Raw genomic sequence first — 14815 nt, forward strand, 5'->3', positions numbered from 1 at the left:
CCCGGAACCCACTCCGGAGCCGACGGTCGCGCCCGGAACCGTGACATTCGACGGCGAGATCTCGGTCGCCACCGGCCCCGGGGCCATCGCACTGTCGGTGCCGGCGCGCTTCACCGCCGGGGCCCGGGAGTCGTCGCTTCCGGCCTTCGGCGTGCCCGCGGGAGGGTCCGGTCGGCAGCTGCTCGAGCCGCCCGAGACGTGTGTCCAGACCTGCCGGAAGCACCGTTACGCGATCGATGCAGAGCGTGGCCTCGCGGGGGATGTGCGGATGTTCAGGCCGCTGATAGACATCAGCCAGGCGCCACGGGGGCAGCTTCGGCGCCGATCCCGCTTCCACATTCTCGAGAAGGAATACATCCATGTCTCTCCGGGGGACCTCTCTCCGCTCGCGCTCGCGTCTCGCGTGCCTCACCCTCGTCGTCGGCCTCGCCGGCGGCATGATCGCCCCGGCCGCCGCCGCGTCGACCAGCACTCCGGAGCCGACCGCGACCGCCGTCGCGACGTCGACTCCGACCGCTGTCCCGACCGCGACTCCGACCACCCCGACCCCGACGGCTGTCCCGACCGCGACTCCGACCGCGACGACGGAGCCGACAGCGACCCCGACCCCCACGGCGACGCCGACGGCGACTCCCACCGCCGTCCCGACGACATCGCCGATTCCGTCGCCGGAGCCGTCGGCCACTGCGACCCCCACCGCGACGCCGGCCCCCGGCATCGACCCGATCTGCGACGTCCCCGGCGGCGGGCCGGTCGCGGAGGAGGTCATGGGCGACGTGTCGGCCACCCTGTCCGGCGCCGCGGTCAGCGTGACGATCCCGCCGATCCGCACCACGTCCTGCTGGGAGCGCGCGGAGCTGCGCGTCTGGAACCTCGATTACGAGCGCCCGACCGACCTGGGCTACTCGCTCGAGCTGCTGACGACGATCCCGATCGAGGGCCGCGACTTCCGCGGCGTCACCCTCGGGCTCGGCGACCTGCCCGCCGGCGATCAGGACATCCTCGTGGCGATCTACGGCTTCGACGGCGACGTCCAGGGCAGCACCCGCGAGACCATCGGCGAGCAGATCCACCTCGACGTCCCCGACGTCTCGGCCGAGCAGTACGAGGCCGACGCGGCCGCCTACCACGCGTGCCTCGCCCCGAACGACGGACGCATCGTGAAGAGCAAGAGCGGCGACGTCACCGCGAGCACGACGAACGGCGTCATGACCGTCGTCCTGCCGTCGGTCGAGACCGTCGACTGCCTCGACAGCATCACCTTCGTCATCTGGGCGGCCGACTACGACCGCCCGACCGAGGACCACCCCTTCGTCGCGGTGAAGCTCGATGAGATCGTGCTCGACTCCTCCTCCTACGCCGGCGGCACCTACAGCTACCCGGTGACCCCCGGCCACGTCGACGCCATGGTCACGATCGTCGGCACCCTGGGCGTCCTCGAGGGCGGTCTCGAGTACCTGCAGTACCGCGCTCACGTCCCGCAGCCCGGTGAGGGCACGACGACCACCGTCTCCACCACGGGCGGCAGCACCCGCGGCGGCTCGGCGCTCGCCGAGACCGGTGTCGAGACCGCGGGCCTCGTCTCCGGTGCGGCCGCGCTGCTGGCGCTCGGCCTCGTGTCGCTCGTCGTGACGCGCCGTCGCCGGAGCGCTCAGCAGTCCTAGCCGCTGCAGACGAAGGGCCCGGGAGCGTCTGCTCCCGGGCCCTTCGTGCGTCCCGTCTCGTGCGCTCGCCTCAGGCCAGCGCGAACGGGGCGAGCAGCCCCGTCATCTCCTTCGGGCGCGGTGCCGCGAACTCGTCGCGGCGCGAGGTCGTGACTCCCATCGCGACGAGGCCCTCGACCAGCCGGACCGCGGCGGCGACCCCGTCGATCACCGGGACGCCGAGCTCGCGCGAGAGGTCGCGGCAGAGGTCGGCCATCCCCGCGCAGCCCAGGACGATCACGTCCGAGCCGTCCGTCGCGAGCGCGGCCGCGCACTCCTCGAGGATCACCCGGCGCGCGTCGGAGTGCGGGTCGTCGAGCTCGAGCACCGGGATGTCGCAGGCGTGCACTCCCGCGCAGGCCCGGTCGAAGCCGGCCCTGTGCGCGATGTCCCAGGCCCGCCCGCTGGTGCGCGAGAGCGTGGTGACGACGCTGAACCGCCGGCCGACCAGGGACGCCATGTGCATCGCGGCCTCGGCGATGCCGATCACCGGTCCGCGGGCGAGCTCGCGGGCCGCGTCGATCCCCGGGTCGCCGAAGCACGCGACGACGTAGCCGTCACTGCCCTCGGCGTCGCCGCGGACGATCTCGTGCAGCAGCCCCGGGACGGCGAGCGCCTCGTCGTAGTGGCTCTCGATCGAGGCCGGTCCCATCGGCGGCGTGACGGCGACGATCTCGGTGCCGACGGAGGCGACGGACCGCGCGGCGCGGCCGATCGCCTCGGTCATGTGCTCGCTGGTGTTCGGGTTGACGACGGTGATGCGCACGGCGCTCCTCGGGATGCTGCGGGGGTGGAACGGCCGCCACGCCACCGGCCGGTCCTCGAAAGTCGCTGTAGTCACGCGCGACTACCGCAACTTCTGGAGGATGGAGTGGATGGCGAGGCGGGGTGGGGACGGGTGGGGAGGGCTCGGGTCAGACCGTGCTGCCGTCGCTGACGTTCGCGAGGTCCTCCTCGAGGCGGCCGATCCGCGGGGAGCGGCGCTCCAGGACGGCCATCGCGACGAAGCCGAGGCCGCAGCCGAGGAACCAGCTGTAGTCGCCGAGCCAGGTGAAGGACGGGCCGCCCGCCTCCTCGATCCAGCGCGGGACGAGCACCGACAGGACGGAGGGGAGGCCGCCGATCACGGTGGCCCAGACGGCGTTGGGGTTGAAGCCGCGGGAGAACCAGTAGCGGCCCTTCTCGCTCATCGTGTACAGGTCGTCGACCCAGACGCGCTGACGGCTGATCAGGTAGTAGCCGGCGATCAGGACGCCGAACAGCGGGCCGATCAGGGCGCCGAGGATGCCGAGCGTGTAGTGGATCGCGGTGTCGTTGGAGTACCAGTTCCACGGGGTGAGCAGCACCGAGCCGACGGCGGCGATCATGCCGCCCATCCGCCAGCTGATCTTCTTCGGGTTGACGTTGGAGAAGTCGAACGCCGGCGAGATGAAGTTGGCGACGATGTTGATGCCGATCGTCGCGATGACGAAGGTGAGCCCGCCGAGCAGGACGGCGAACCAGGTGTCGATCCGCTCGACGGTCTCGATCGGGTCGGTGATCAGCTCGCCGAAGACGGGGACCGTCGCGGAGGCGGTGATCACGGTGAGCAGGGAGAAGAAGAGGAAGTTGATCGGCAGGCCGAGGAGGTTGCCCTTCTTCACGGCGCGGTAGCTGCGGGCGTAGCGGGAGAAGTCGCCGAAGTTCAGCATCGGGCCGGAGAAGTAGGAGACGACCAGGGCGACCGCCGAGATCATCACGGGGATCGAGGCGCCGAGGTCGAGGGGCTCGCCCGAGCCGAGGCTCAGCGAGATGTTCTCCCAGCCGGCCTGCGACACGAGGTAGATCGCGAGCACGAGCATCACCACGTAGACGGCGGGGCCTGCCCAGTCGATGAAGCGGCGGATCGACTCCATGCCCCGCCAGAAGAGAGCGGCCTGGGCGACCCAGAGGATCGCGTAGGAGAGGTAGCCCAGGGCGGAGAGGCCGAGGAAGGAGGCTTCCGGGGTGTTCCAGGAGGCCATCGCCGGGAAGAACTTGAGGAACACGATGTTGAGCGACTGCGCGGCGAGGTAGGTCTGCACGCCGTACCAGGCGATGGCGATCAGCCCGCGGATGATCGCGGGGATGTTCGCCCCGCGGACGCCGAAGATCGCCCGGTTGATCACCGGGTAGGGGACGCCGGTGACCTGGCTGGGCTTCGCGACGAGGTTGCAGAAGACCTGCACGATCACGATGCCGACCACGAGGGCCACCAGCACCTGCCAGCCGGCGAGGCCGAGCGCGAAGAGCGAGCCGGCGGTGACGTAGCCGCCGACGCTGTGCACGTCCGACATCCAGAACGCGAAGATGTTGTAGCTCGACCAGCGCTGCTTGACGAGCGGGGCGAGGTCCTCGTTGGCGAGGCGGTCGTCGTAGCCCGGCTTGACGAGCGAGGGGCCGGCGAGCCCGGCGCTCTCGGCGGGCGGCGCGGTCGACGGGTCGATGCGGGGTGCAGTGGCGCGGTCGGTCATGGTGGATCCACCTCTCGGGCGGGCGTGCGCGGGTGGGCGCACGGAGCGGATGTGTCAGGGTGGTCGAGGCGGTCGGCCGTGGCGATCGGCCGCCTCCGCGCGAGCGGTGGGCGTTCGGATCGTGTGAAGTGATGACTTCACACGGGAGAACCTAGGGCTCCGCCGGGCCGAGTTCGTTTCGCCCCCGTTACAGCTGTGTGACGATCACCGAGGAGAGGACGGCGTCCCGCATGCCCACCGACGAGACCGCCCGGGATTCCGCGGACTCCGCGGCTCCGGACGTCGCCGCCGCGCTCCCCGGGGCGGTCCGCGAAGGCGTCGGCGCGCGCCTGCGCGAGCTGCGTCTCGCGTCAGGGATGTCGCTGCGCGCACTCGCCCGCGAGCTCGGAATCTCGGCCAGCGCCGTCTCGCAGATCGAGCGGGGGGCCATGCAGCCGTCGGTCGGGCGCCTCATCGCGATGGTCGGCGCCCTCGGCGTCCCGCTCTCCGCCGTCTTCGACGAGACCGCCGCCGGCGGCACGGCGGTCGGTGAGCCGGGCGGGCCCAGCGGCGGAGAGGGCGCGGGCCTGACGACGGCCGTCGTCCGCGCGGGCGAGGTCGCTCCCGTCCTCCTCGAGGGCGGCGTGCTGTTCCGCCGGCTGGCCCCGCAGCCCGTCGACGCGGTCGACTTCTTCGAGTCGACCTATCCGCCGGGGGCGACCTCGACCGCGCAGCGCCGGTTCCTGCGCCACGACGGGATCGAGATCGGGACCGTCACGCTCGGCGAGCTCACCGTCGAGTTCGAGGACGAGACCGTGGTCCTCGCCGCGGGGGACGCGATCACGTTCCCCTGCGAGCGCGGCCACCGGATGATCAACCGCGGTGCCACGACGGCCGTCGCGACCTGGCTGATCGTCCACCGCTGACGCGGCCCGCGGGCCCGCCATCCCGGTATGGCACAGTGACAGCATTCCTCCACAGGGGGGAGGTGCCGGGTGCCTGTCCACATCCCTGGGGGATCCGGTCGGCGGGCCCGCCGCGATGTCGGTGCCGCCTGGTGTGCTGTGCGCCTCGAACGATTGGTGCGGAACATGGACGGACGACAGAACAGGCGAGACGACGACGAGTGCCCCCGCTGGTGCGCAGGGGAGCACGACGAGATCGAGTGCCCCGAGGAGCGGCTGCACCGCTCCCGGGCGCAGTCGCTCCCGCTCGTGCTCTGGTGCGGTGAGGGTGCGGCGGGGGAGCCCGTCGCCGCCGTCGTGCACGTCTCGCTGTGCCGGCCCGGCGGCCGGGGCGAGGAGCGGCTGCGCCTCGAATCCGACGGGCTCGGCGCGGTGGACCTCGATCTCAGCGCGGCGGCGCGGCTGGCGCGCGGCGTCGAGGCGACGCTGCGGCTACTCGGCCCCGGCGGAGCCGGATGAGCGGGGCGGGTTCGGCGGCAGCAGGTCGGAGAGCTCGATGTCGAGAGCCTCGCAGAGGGCGAAGAGCGTCTTCAGCTGCGGGTTCGCGGGCGAGCCCGGCTTCGACTCGCCCTTCTCGAACTTCTGGTAGGTGTAGCCCGCCAGTCCGGCGGCGTGGGCGATGCGCTCCTGACTCTCGCCCTTGGCCATCCGGGCGCGGTGGAGGTTCGTGCCGAGCTCGCGGGCGTAGGTCATCCAGTCGCGTTCGGGGTCAGGTGTGGACATGCTCGCCAGCTTCGGAGAAGAATCGTCCGCGGTCACCCATACGCGCGTGGGTAATTGCCGATGGTCATACGTGCATGACCCTCGTCGAGGGGGGAGGGGTCTCGGAGGGGGCCGGGGGCCGTGGAGGGCTCCGAGACCAGCGCCTAAGATGGCCGGGTGCCAGTGAACCCCGACCTCACCGGGCGCGTCTTCGCGCCGACGGAGCCCTACCAGGTGGGCCGCGAGAAGGTGCGCGAGTTCGCGCGCGCCGTCTCCGCCGAGTCCCCTCTCCACCTCGACCCCGAGGCCGCGCGCCGTGCCGGCTACCGCGACGTCGTCGCCCCGCCGACCTTCGCCGTGGTGGTGCAGGAGTTCACCCTCGCCCAGCTGCTCGCCGCGCCCGACGCCGGCATCGACTTCAGCCGGGTCGTCCACGGCGATCAGCGCTTCAGCTACTCGCGTCCCATCGTCGCGGGTGACGAGCTGACCGCGACCCTCTCGGTCGCCGGCATCAAGCAGCTCGGCGCGCACTCGATGATCACCACGCAGTCGACCATGGTCGACGCCGACGGCGCCCACGTCGTCACCGCCGTGTCCACCCTCGTCGTCAGGGGAGACGAATGAGCGCCGAGCGCCCCGTCCTGTCCGAGCTCACCGTCGGCGACGTCGTCGGCGAGCGGCGCTTCCACCTCGAGCGCGGCTCGCTCGTGCGCTACGCCGGCGCCTCGGGTGACTTCAATCCGATCCACTACCGCGACGACGTCGCGGCCGAGGTCGGGCTGCCCGGCGTGCTCGCCCACGGCATGCTGACGATGGGCACCGCCGTGCAGGTCGTCGTCGACTGGGTCGGCGATCCCGGCCGTGTCGTCGACTACCAGGTCCGCTTCACGCGGCCCGTCGTCGTCGACCCGAAGGAGGGCGCCGAGCTCGACGTCGTCGCGAAGGTCGGGGCGCTCGACGCCGAGGCCGGGATCGCGCGCATCGACCTCGCCGTGACGTACGGCGGCCAGGCGGTGCTCGGCAAGGCGCAGGCGCGCGTCTCGCTGGCCTGACCCCGCACCGATGACGACACCCGCCCTCTCCACCCTCACCACGCTGCGCGTCGGGGGAGTCCCCGAGCGCCTGCTCGAGCCGGCCACCGAGGCCGAGCTGGTCGCCGCCCTCCGCGAGGTGTGGGCGGACGACGAGCCCTGGCTGCTGCTCGGCGGCGGCTCCAATCTCCTGGTCGGCGACGACGGAGTCGAGGGGACCGTGGTGCGCGTGCGCACGACCGGGATCGAGCGGCTCGAGACGGACCGGCCCGGCGCGGTCCACCTCCGCGTGCAGGCGGGCGAGTCGTGGGACGGCCTGGTCGCCGCGACCGTCGAGCGCGGCTGGGCGGGACTCGAGGCGCTCAGCGGCATCCCCGGGACGGTCGGCGCGTCGCCGGTGCAGAACATCGGCGCCTACGGCCAGGAGCTCTCCGACACCCTCGTCGCGGTCGACTTCCTCGACGAGGGCGCGCAGGAGCCCGTGCGGCTGACGGCGGCCGAGCTCGAGCTGGGCTACCGGACGTCCGCCGTCAAGCAGGGTCGACGCGGCGCCGTCCTCGCCGTCGAATTCGCCCTCGAGGACGTCGGTGGATCGGGTCTCGGTGCTCCCGTCGCCTACGGCCAGCTGGCCAGTGCGCTCGGCGTCGAGCTGGGCGACCGCGTGCCGCTCGCGGAAGTGCGCGCGAGCGTGCTGCGGCTGCGCGGCGCGAAGGGGATGGTGCTCGATCCGGAGGATCCGGACACCGCCAGTGCCGGCTCCTTCTTCACCAACCCGATCGTCACCGTCGCGGCCGCGAGCGGACTGCCGCCGACCGCGCCGCGCTGGCCGGAGACGCCGGCGAGCGAGGCCCCGCTGGTGACCGCCCTCGCCGACGTCGAGGCGGGGGCGCCGATCCGGCTGCCCGCCCCGACCTCGCCCGACGCGCTGGTCAAGCTCAGCGCCGCCTGGCTCATCGAGCACGCCGGGATCGCCCGCGGCTTCTCGCTCCCGGGCTCGCGCGCCGCGGTGTCGAGCAAGCACACCCTCGCGCTCACGAACCGCGGCGGAGCGACCGCCGAGCAGATCGCCGAGCTCGCCCGCTACGTGCAGGGCCGCGTGCTCGCCGAGTTCGGCATCCTGCTGCACCCCGAGCCCGTGGTGGTCGGCACCACCGTCTGACTCCCCGCGCCACGGACCGCGCGGCGCGCGCCAGCATGCTGATCGAGCAGCCCGCGAAGCGGGCCCCTGCATGCTGATCGAGTAGCCGGCGGAGCGGGCCCCTGCATGCTGATCGAGTAGCCCGCGGAGCGGGCGTATCGAGATCCACCGGCGTCAGGACGATGGTCTGCAGACCCGCCCTGCTGGGAACGGTGGGTCTCGATACGCCCCTGCGGGGCTACTCGACCAGCATGTGGGCGTCAGGCGTCGCGGCGGATCCAGCGGAAGGTGAGGCGGCTCGCGATCAGGCCCAGCACCAGCCAGATGCCGAGGGCGATCGCGACCCCGGTCAGGTCCCAGTCGCCGTTGACCTCGGCCTGCTCGAAGTCGGCCGGCAGGAAGACCGCCCGCATGCCCTGCGCGATCCACTTGAGCGGGAAGACGCTCGCGATCGTCTGCAGCCAGTCCGGCAGGGTCGTGAAGGAGAGGTAGGACCCCGAGACGAACTGCAGCACGAGCAGCGGTGGGACGATGACGGCCGTCGCGCTCTTCCCGGTGCGGGGGAGGGCGGAGACCGCGATGCCCAGGATCGCCGAGGTCGCCACTCCGGCCACATAGATCCAGGCGAAGGTCGCCCAGCGACCGCCGTCGGTCGGCAGCGGCACCGAGAAGACGGTCGCGGCGACAGCGAGCAGCAGCGCCGTCTGCGCGACGCTCGTCACGAGCACCTGGCCGAACTTGCCGAGGAAGTAGCTCAGGACGGGCAGCGGTGCTCCGGCGAGTCGCTTGAGCGTGCCGTCGCCGCGCTCGACGGCGATGTCGACGCCGAGGTTCTGCACCCCGGAGAGCAGGATGCCCGCCGCCGCGAGTCCCGGCACGTAGTACTCGGCCATGCTGATGCCCGGGTCCTGCGGGTCCGCCTGCATCACCGCGCCGTCGCCGAACGCGACCGAGAAGATCGCGAGCAGCAGCACCGGGAAGAGGAAGGTGAAGAAGACCTGGTCCGGCGCGCGGAAGTACGAGCGCACCTCGTAGCGGGCGCGGGCGGCGCCGAGCCGGAGGGTGCGGCCGACACCGGTGCGCAGCGCGGGGCGGGGGGCGGCAACGGCGCTCATGCCGGCTCTCCGATCACATCGAGGGCGGTGTCTCCGGCGCGGTCGTCGCGGATCAGGTCCAGGTAGATGTCCTCGAGGCTGGGCCGGAGGACCTCGAGGGCCGTCGGCTCGCCGAGGCGGGCGCTCAGCTCGGCGACGACGCGGGCCGGCTCCGGGGTGCGGAGGCGACGCTGCGCGCCGTCCTCCTGCCACTGGACGATCGGCACGCGGGCCTCGTCGCCGCCGATCTCGTCCATCCGCCCGATCGCGAGGAGGCGGCCGCCCGCGATGACCGCGGCCCGGTCGGCGAGGTGCGCGGCCTCGTCGAGGTAGTGCGTGGTGAGCAGGATGGTCGTGCCCTCGCTCTTGAGCAGCGCGACCAGGTCCCAGAACGCGTGCCGCGCCTCCGGGTCGAAGCCCGTCGTCGGCTCGTCGAGGAACACCAGCTCCGGACGGCCCACGATGCCCAGCGCCACGTCGACGCGGCGGCGCTGCCCGCCGGAGAGCTTGCCGATCCGCGAGCGCGCCTTCGCCGTGAGGCCGACCGCCTCGATCGTCTCGTCGACGTCGCGCGGGCTCGGGTAGAGGCTCGCGAAGTGGGCGATCTGCTCGCGGACCGTGGCGTTGCCTGATTCCCCGCTGGACTGCAGCACGATCCCGAGCCGCGACTTCCAGGCGAGGTCGCCGTGCCGCGGATCGACGCCGAGCACCGACGCCTCGCCGCCCGAGCGGTCGCGGTAGCCCTCGAGGATCTCGATCGTCGTCGACTTGCCGGCCCCGTTGGGCCCGAGCAGTGCGAACGTCTCGCCTCGCGCGATCTCGAACGACACCCCGGTGAGGGCGGGCGCACCGCCGTAGTCCTTCCGCAGATCACGGACACGAACGGCGTCGTCAGGCGTCATCCCCCCAGCGTGCCCTGTCCCACCCCCCGAGCACAGTCATCCACCCCCACAAGACGCCACTTGCGCACAATCCGTTCGGTGTGTCATGCCCACAACCGGCATCTCGCGAGACCTCACACCCCTGGCACGGACACGTCCCGCGAGGCGCGGCAGCAGTGCCGAGCGCAACCGGCGATTCGCGTGCTAGCGAATCGTCGTGGGCGGACGCGAGACGCTCTGCGAAACGCATCCACCTCAGGAAGCCGACCGCGGCTGATCGACGACGAAGGAGGAGATCAGCTCAGAGGCACCGTGCAACCGGCGATTCGCGTGCGAGCGAATCGTCGTGCGCGGACGTACGACGCTCTGCGGAACGCACCCGTCTCAGGACGCCGACCGCGGCTGACCGACGACGAAGGAGGAGATCAGCTAGTGGAACCGAACAGCGCTTGAAGGCGCTTCGCGCCTTCAAGCAGGGCGTCGTCGCCGAGCGCGTAGGAGAGGCGGAGGTAGCCGCTGGGTCCGAAGGCCTCGCCGGGGACCGTGGCGACCTCGGCCTTCTCGAGGATGAGGTCCGCGAGCTCCAGCGAGGTGGTCGGCGTCACGCCGTCCCACTCGCGGTTCAGCAGTCCGCGGACGTCCGGGTACACGTAGAACGCGCCACCGGGGGTCGGGCAGTCGACACCGTCGATGGCGTTCAGCGCGTCGACGATGGTGCGGCGGCGGCGGTCGAAGGCGAGGCGCATCTCCTCGGCCGGCTCCTGCGGGCCGGTGAGGGCGGCGATCGCGGCGCGCTGCGAGATGTTGGAGACGTTGCTGGAGAGGTGCGACTGCAGGTTCGAGGCGCCCTTGATCGCGTCGGCGGGGCCGACCATCCAGCCCACGCGCCAGCCGGTCATCGCGTAGGTCTTGGCGACGCCGTTGACGAGGATCGTGCGGTCGCGCAGGGCGGGGACGGCCTCGACGATCGAGGTGGCGCGGGTGAGCGGGCTCGCGTCGTCCTGGCCGTCGGCCGCGTAGACCAGGTTCTGGTAGATCTCGTCGGCGATCACCCAGAGGCCGTGCTCCTCGGCCCACTCGCCGATCTCGCGGGTCTGCTCGGCGGAGTAGACCGCGCCGGTGGGGTTCGAGGGGGAGACGAAGAGGAGGACCTTGGTGCGCTCGGTGCGCGCCGCCTCGAGCTGCTCGACGGTGACGAGGTAGCCCTGGTCCGCGCCGGCGAAGACGTCGACCTGGACGCCGCCGGCCAGCTTGATCGCCTCGGGGTAGGTGGTCCAGTAGGGGGTCGGCACGAGCACCTCGTCGCCGTCGTCGAGCAGGGTCTGGAACGCCTGGTAGACGGCCTGCTTGCCGCCGTTGGTGACGACGACCTGCGATGCCTCGACGGCCCAGCCGGAGTCGCGCGCGGTCTTCTCGGCGATGGCCTCGCGGAGGTCGGGCAGACCGGCCGCCGGCGTGTACCGGTAGTTCCTCGGGTCGAGCACCGCGGCCGACGCGGCCTCGACGATGTGCTGCGGCGTGGTGAAGTCGGGCTCGCCCGCGGCGTAGGAGATCACCGGCCGCCCCTGGGCCTGGAGGGCCTTCGCCTTCGCGTCGACCTTGAGGGTCGCGGACTCGGCGATGGCGGCGATGCGGGCGGAGATGCGCGTGGTGGAGGACACGACGGCCAGCGTATCGCGCGGGCGCGGGGGCCTCCAGGCGACGGGTCGCGCCCGGCTGGACACGTCCAGCGGGTCCACGTACACTCGTCTGCGGTAGTCGAACGCTGCCAGGATTCACAGCGCCCGAGGCGGTTGCTGAGGCTCCCGAAGACGTTCGACTCCTCCTCGGATGCTCGCAACGGCATCCATAGGGCGGTGGCTCAATTGGTAGAGCAGCGGTCTCCAAAACCGCAGGTTGCAGGTTCGAGCCCTGTCCGCCCTGCACATCGATGCCCGTCGCTCGCGGTCCCCGCGATGCAGCGGTCATCGGTCCAGGACCGCCCACGGGCGGTCGGCCACACCGGAGGTTCCGGTGCGGGAAAGGTGCGTGCAGGTGGCCGGGAAAGCAGTCGACGAGCCGAGCGAGGACGTCGTCGCGATCGCCAATCAGCAGCGCGAGGCGCGGCGCAGTCCGTTCGCGCGCATCGCCCTCTTCATCCGGCAGGTCATCGCCGAGCTGAAGAAGGTCGTCACGCCGACGCGCAAGGAGCTCGGCAACTACGTCGTCGTGGTCCTGATCTTCGTCGTGATCATGATGGCGCTGGTGTCGCTGCTGGACTGGGTGTTCGCGCTCGCCGTGACCTACGTGTTCGGCACACCGGCGTCCTGACCCCCGCCACCCGACCCGGGAGCGTCCCGTCCGCACGAGCGGGGGACGCCGACGGCAGCGGCACGCGAATCCCGACGGGACGCGGCCGATCGATCGAGAGAGAGTTACGAGTGTCTGACAGAAACCGCGACGACGTCGACTGGGCCACCGCCGCCGAGCAGTCGTCCGAGGTCGACGAGGTTCAGGAGGGCGACACCCAGATCCAGGCTGAGGACGCCGTCGAGCCCGCCGAGGAGGGCGCCCTGAGCGTCATCGACGAGAACGAGTCCGAGGACGACCTCGCGTCGGACCTCGAGGCCGCGCTCGACGCGATCGGCTCCGTGGACGACCCCGAGGCCGACTCGGCAGTCGACGAGGCCGCGCACATCGACACCGTCGAGGAGGCCGAAGCGGCCCTCGAGGCCGTCGAGGACGAGGCCGAGGTCGCCGCGGAGGACGCGGAGGCCGAGGGCGAGGACCTCGCCGACATCGACCCGTACGAGGCGTTCCGCGCCGAGCTGCGCGGCAAGATGGGCAAGTGGTACGTCATCCACTCCTACGCGGGCTTCGAGAAGCGCGTGAAGTCGAACATCGAGAACCGCAAGGTCTCCCTCGAGGCCGAGGACTACATCTTCGAGGTCCAGGTCCCGATGGAGGACGTGGTCGAGATCAAGAACGGCCAGCGCAAGATGGTCACCCGCGTGCGCATCCCCGGATACGTGCTGGTGCGCATGGACCTCAACGAGGACTCGTGGTCGGTCGTCCGCCACACTCCGGGCGTCACCGGCTTCGTGGGCAACGCCCACAACCCGACGCCGCTGCGCTTCGAGGAGGCCTTCACGATGCTGAAGAGCCTGGTCGAGATCAAGGAGGTCGCGCCGTCCAAGACGGCCGGCGTCAAGGGTCAGAAGCAGGCGCAGCGCGTGCTGCCCGCCGAGGTCGACTTCGAGATCGGCGAGACCATCACGATCAAGGAGGGCTCGTTCGCGGGTCTTCCCGGCTCGATCAGCGAGATCAAGCCCGAGAGCGGCAAGCTCACGGTCCTCGTCTCGCTCTTCGAGCGCGAGACCCCGGTCGAGCTCTCGTTCGACCAGGTCACCAAGCTCTGACGACGGACCCCCGTCCGGCCGAGGCCCTTCCCGCACTGTCGGGGAGGGCCTCCGCCGTGTAAGCTCGTACGGGTTTTCGTGTCGGCGCCCGTCCGCGTGCGCGCCGACCGACCCTCCTCCACCGCGATCCGGCTCCGTCGGATGCGCGGGAGAGCGGCCGGGAGCCCCCGACCGCTCGAACCCTGAGAAAAGGAATCCTGAATGGCCCCCAAGAAGAAGGTCACCGGCCTGATCAAGCTCCAGATCAAGGCGGGCGCCGCGAACCCGGCCCCCCCGATCGGTCCGGCGCTCGGTCAGCACGGCGTCAACATCATGGAGTTCTGCAAGGCGTACAACGCGCAGACCGAGTCGCAGCGCGGCAACGTCATCCCCGTCGAGATCACCGTCTACGAGGACCGCTCGTTCACCTTCATCCTGAAGACCCCGCCCGCGGCGGAGCTCATCAAGAAGGCCGCCGGCGTCGCCAAGGGCTCGTCGACCCCGCACACCGTGAAGGTCGCGAAGCTCACCATGGCGCAGGTCCGCGAGATCGCCGAGGCCAAGCAGGCCGACCTGAACGCGAACGACATCGAGGCCGCCTCGAAGATCATCGCCGGCACGGCTCGCTCGATGGGCATCACGGTCGAGGGCTAGTCCCTCCGCCTTTCCAGAACTCACACCGTGGGAGAGCCCGCCAGGCTCTAGAACCACATTCTCGTTTCAAGGAGAAACAACATGGCACAGAAGTCGAAGGCCTACCGGGCCGCCGCCGCCAAGCTCGAAGAGGGCAAGTTCTACACCGCCGACGAGGCCGTCGCGCTCGCGCGCGAGACCGGCTCCGCGAAGTTCAACAGCACCGTCGAGGTCGCGCTCAAGCTCGGGGTCGACCCGCGCAAGGCCGACCAGATGGTCCGCGGCACGGTCATCCTGCCGCACGGCACGGGCAAGACCGCCCGCGTCATCGTGTTCGCGACCGGTCCGGCCGCTGAGGCCGCGATCGCCGCGGGCGCCGACGAGGTCGGCGGCGCCGAGCTCATCGAGAAGGTCGCCGGCGGCTACACCTCGTTCGACTCCGCGGTCTCGACCCCGGAGCTCATGGGCCAGGTCGGCCGTCTCGGAAAGGTGCTCGGCCCCCGCGGCCTCATGCCCAACCCGAAGACCGGCACCGTGACCCCGGACGTGGCGCGCGCCGTGACCGAGATCAAGGGCGGCAAGATCGAGTTCCGCGTCGACAAGCACGCCAACGTGCACCTCGTCGTCGGCAAGGCCGCCTTCACGGAGGAGCAGCTCCAGGAGAACTTCAAGACGGCTCTCGACGAGATCGTCCGCCTGAAGCCGTCCTCCTCGAAGGGCCGCTACATCCAGAAGGCCGCCGTCTCGACGACCTTCGGCCCCGGCATCCCGCTGGACGTCAACGTCCTGGCCTGAGCCTCGGCACAGCACTGAGCTGCGC

Annotated in this window: 16 protein-coding genes and 1 tRNA gene; 11 read left to right on the forward strand and 6 right to left on the reverse strand. The window is 71.3% G+C overall.

Annotated features, from left to right (window positions below; genetic code table 11):
• Window positions 1-359 precede the first annotated feature (359 nt).
• The gene (locus EDF45_RS21440; RefSeq protein ID WP_185020260.1) at window positions 360-1664 is read left to right on the forward strand and encodes a hypothetical protein; all 1305 of its coding nucleotides are present in this window, start codon (window positions 360-362) and stop codon (window positions 1662-1664) included.
• 70 nt (window positions 1665-1734) lie between these two features.
• Here EDF45_RS21440 and EDF45_RS17980 read toward each other — a convergent pair whose 3' ends face one another.
• Window positions 1735-2544, reverse strand: coding sequence for an aspartate/glutamate racemase family protein (locus tag EDF45_RS17980; RefSeq protein WP_311316900.1), 810 nt, complete (start codon window positions 2542-2544; stop codon window positions 1735-1737).
• Between the two features lie 73 nt (window positions 2545-2617).
• A complete protein-coding gene (locus EDF45_RS17985; protein WP_123737398.1) occupies window positions 2618-4195 on the reverse strand; it encodes an NCS1 family nucleobase:cation symporter-1 in 1578 nt (525 codons plus the stop codon).
• A gap of 230 nt (window positions 4196-4425) precedes the next feature.
• Here EDF45_RS17985 and EDF45_RS17990 point away from each other — a divergent pair, with 230 nt between their 5' ends.
• Both EDF45_RS17990 and EDF45_RS17995 read left to right on the forward strand, forming a co-directional pair.
• The gene (locus EDF45_RS17990) at window positions 4426-5100 is read left to right on the forward strand and encodes a helix-turn-helix domain-containing protein (RefSeq protein WP_123737397.1); all 675 of its coding nucleotides are present in this window, start codon (window positions 4426-4428) and stop codon (window positions 5098-5100) included.
• Between the two features lie 165 nt (window positions 5101-5265).
• Complete coding sequence (locus EDF45_RS17995; RefSeq protein WP_123737396.1) at window positions 5266-5598, forward strand: DUF6907 domain-containing protein; 333 nt, start codon at window positions 5266-5268, stop codon at window positions 5596-5598.
• Here the strand turns inward: EDF45_RS17995 and EDF45_RS18000 are convergent.
• The gene (locus tag EDF45_RS18000; protein WP_123737395.1) at window positions 5572-5862 is read right to left on the reverse strand and encodes a helix-turn-helix domain-containing protein; all 291 of its coding nucleotides are present in this window, start codon (window positions 5860-5862) and stop codon (window positions 5572-5574) included. The two genes, EDF45_RS17995 and EDF45_RS18000, sit on opposite strands and share 27 nt — an antisense overlap.
• A 156-nt stretch (window positions 5863-6018) precedes the next feature.
• Here EDF45_RS18000 and EDF45_RS18005 point away from each other — a divergent pair, with 156 nt between their 5' ends.
• The 3 genes from EDF45_RS18005 to EDF45_RS18015 are packed head-to-tail and all read left to right on the forward strand — an operon-like array spanning window position 6019 to window position 8031.
• Entirely contained in the window at window positions 6019-6465 is a 447-nt protein-coding gene (locus EDF45_RS18005) for a MaoC family dehydratase N-terminal domain-containing protein (RefSeq protein ID WP_123737394.1), read from the forward strand.
• The gene (locus tag EDF45_RS18010) at window positions 6462-6893 is read left to right on the forward strand and encodes a MaoC family dehydratase (protein ID WP_123737393.1); all 432 of its coding nucleotides are present in this window, start codon (window positions 6462-6464) and stop codon (window positions 6891-6893) included. The genes EDF45_RS18005 and EDF45_RS18010 overlap by 4 nt, the downstream gene beginning before the upstream one ends.
• 10 nt (window positions 6894-6903) lie before the next feature.
• The gene (locus EDF45_RS18015; RefSeq protein WP_123737392.1) at window positions 6904-8031 is read left to right on the forward strand and encodes a UDP-N-acetylmuramate dehydrogenase; all 1128 of its coding nucleotides are present in this window, start codon (window positions 6904-6906) and stop codon (window positions 8029-8031) included.
• Window positions 8032-8270: 239 nt separating this feature from the next.
• Here the strand turns inward: EDF45_RS18015 and EDF45_RS18020 are convergent, their stop codons facing one another.
• The 3 genes from EDF45_RS18020 to EDF45_RS18030 form a co-directional block, all read right to left on the reverse strand.
• Window positions 8271-9125 (reverse strand): ABC transporter permease, encoded by an 855-nt coding sequence (locus EDF45_RS18020; protein ID WP_123737391.1) that lies wholly within the window; start codon window positions 9123-9125, stop codon window positions 8271-8273.
• Complete coding sequence (locus EDF45_RS18025; RefSeq protein WP_123737390.1) at window positions 9122-10006, reverse strand: ABC transporter ATP-binding protein; 885 nt, start codon at window positions 10004-10006, stop codon at window positions 9122-9124. Before EDF45_RS18025 ends, EDF45_RS18020 begins: the two co-directional genes overlap by 4 nt.
• A gap of 404 nt (window positions 10007-10410) precedes the next feature.
• Window positions 10411-11655, reverse strand: a complete 1245-nt coding sequence (locus EDF45_RS18030) for a pyridoxal phosphate-dependent aminotransferase (RefSeq protein ID WP_397460061.1) — start codon at window positions 11653-11655, stop codon at window positions 10411-10413.
• 180 nt (window positions 11656-11835) lie between these two features.
• Between EDF45_RS18030 and EDF45_RS18035 the strand changes: the two genes are divergently transcribed.
• From EDF45_RS18035 to rplA, 5 genes are all read left to right on the forward strand, one after another.
• A tRNA-Trp gene (locus EDF45_RS18035) sits at window positions 11836-11908 on the forward strand.
• A 111-nt stretch (window positions 11909-12019) separates the two neighbouring features.
• Window positions 12020-12295 (forward strand): preprotein translocase subunit SecE, encoded by a 276-nt coding sequence (secE, locus tag EDF45_RS21445; protein ID WP_123447877.1) that lies wholly within the window; start codon window positions 12020-12022, stop codon window positions 12293-12295.
• A 110-nt stretch (window positions 12296-12405) separates the two neighbouring features.
• The gene (gene nusG, locus EDF45_RS18045; protein WP_123447823.1) at window positions 12406-13383 is read left to right on the forward strand and encodes a transcription termination/antitermination protein NusG; all 978 of its coding nucleotides are present in this window, start codon (window positions 12406-12408) and stop codon (window positions 13381-13383) included.
• Window positions 13384-13584: 201 nt separating this feature from the next.
• Window positions 13585-14016, forward strand: a complete 432-nt coding sequence (rplK, locus tag EDF45_RS18050; protein WP_123737387.1) for a 50S ribosomal protein L11 — start codon at window positions 13585-13587, stop codon at window positions 14014-14016.
• Between the two features lie 81 nt (window positions 14017-14097).
• Window positions 14098-14790, forward strand: a complete 693-nt coding sequence (gene rplA, locus EDF45_RS18055; RefSeq protein ID WP_123447821.1) for a 50S ribosomal protein L1 — start codon at window positions 14098-14100, stop codon at window positions 14788-14790.
• Window positions 14791-14815 lie beyond the last annotated feature (25 nt).

Origin of the sequence: Rathayibacter sp. PhB186 (genome assembly GCF_003751825.1) — a bacterium.
GTDB lineage: Bacteria > Actinomycetota > Actinomycetes > Actinomycetales > Microbacteriaceae > Rathayibacter > Rathayibacter festucae.

Bases quoted from the DNA above. Each gene is read 5' to 3' on its own strand.
- EDF45_RS18000 (WP_123737395.1), bottom strand. From the start codon at position 5,862: ATGTCCACACCTGACCCCGAACGCGACTGGATGACCTACGCCCGCGAG.
- rplK (WP_123737387.1), top strand. From the start codon at position 13,585: ATGGCCCCCAAGAAGAAGGTCACCGGCCTGATCAAGCTCCAGATCAAG.
- EDF45_RS17985 (WP_123737398.1), bottom strand. From the start codon at position 4,195: ATGACCGACCGCGCCACTGCACCCCGCATCGACCCGTCGACCGCGCCG.
- EDF45_RS17990 (WP_123737397.1), top strand. From the start codon at position 4,426: ATGCCCACCGACGAGACCGCCCGGGATTCCGCGGACTCCGCGGCTCCG.
- EDF45_RS21440 (WP_185020260.1), top strand. From the start codon at position 360: ATGTCTCTCCGGGGGACCTCTCTCCGCTCGCGCTCGCGTCTCGCGTGC.
- EDF45_RS18010 (WP_123737393.1), top strand. From the start codon at position 6,462: ATGAGCGCCGAGCGCCCCGTCCTGTCCGAGCTCACCGTCGGCGACGTC.
- rplA (WP_123447821.1), top strand. From the start codon at position 14,098: ATGGCACAGAAGTCGAAGGCCTACCGGGCCGCCGCCGCCAAGCTCGAA.
- EDF45_RS18020 (WP_123737391.1), bottom strand. From the start codon at position 9,125: ATGAGCGCCGTTGCCGCCCCCCGCCCCGCGCTGCGCACCGGTGTCGGC.
- EDF45_RS18015 (WP_123737392.1), top strand. From the start codon at position 6,904: ATGACGACACCCGCCCTCTCCACCCTCACCACGCTGCGCGTCGGGGGA.
- EDF45_RS17995 (WP_123737396.1), top strand. From the start codon at position 5,266: ATGGACGGACGACAGAACAGGCGAGACGACGACGAGTGCCCCCGCTGG.
- EDF45_RS18025 (WP_123737390.1), bottom strand. From the start codon at position 10,006: ATGACGCCTGACGACGCCGTTCGTGTCCGTGATCTGCGGAAGGACTAC.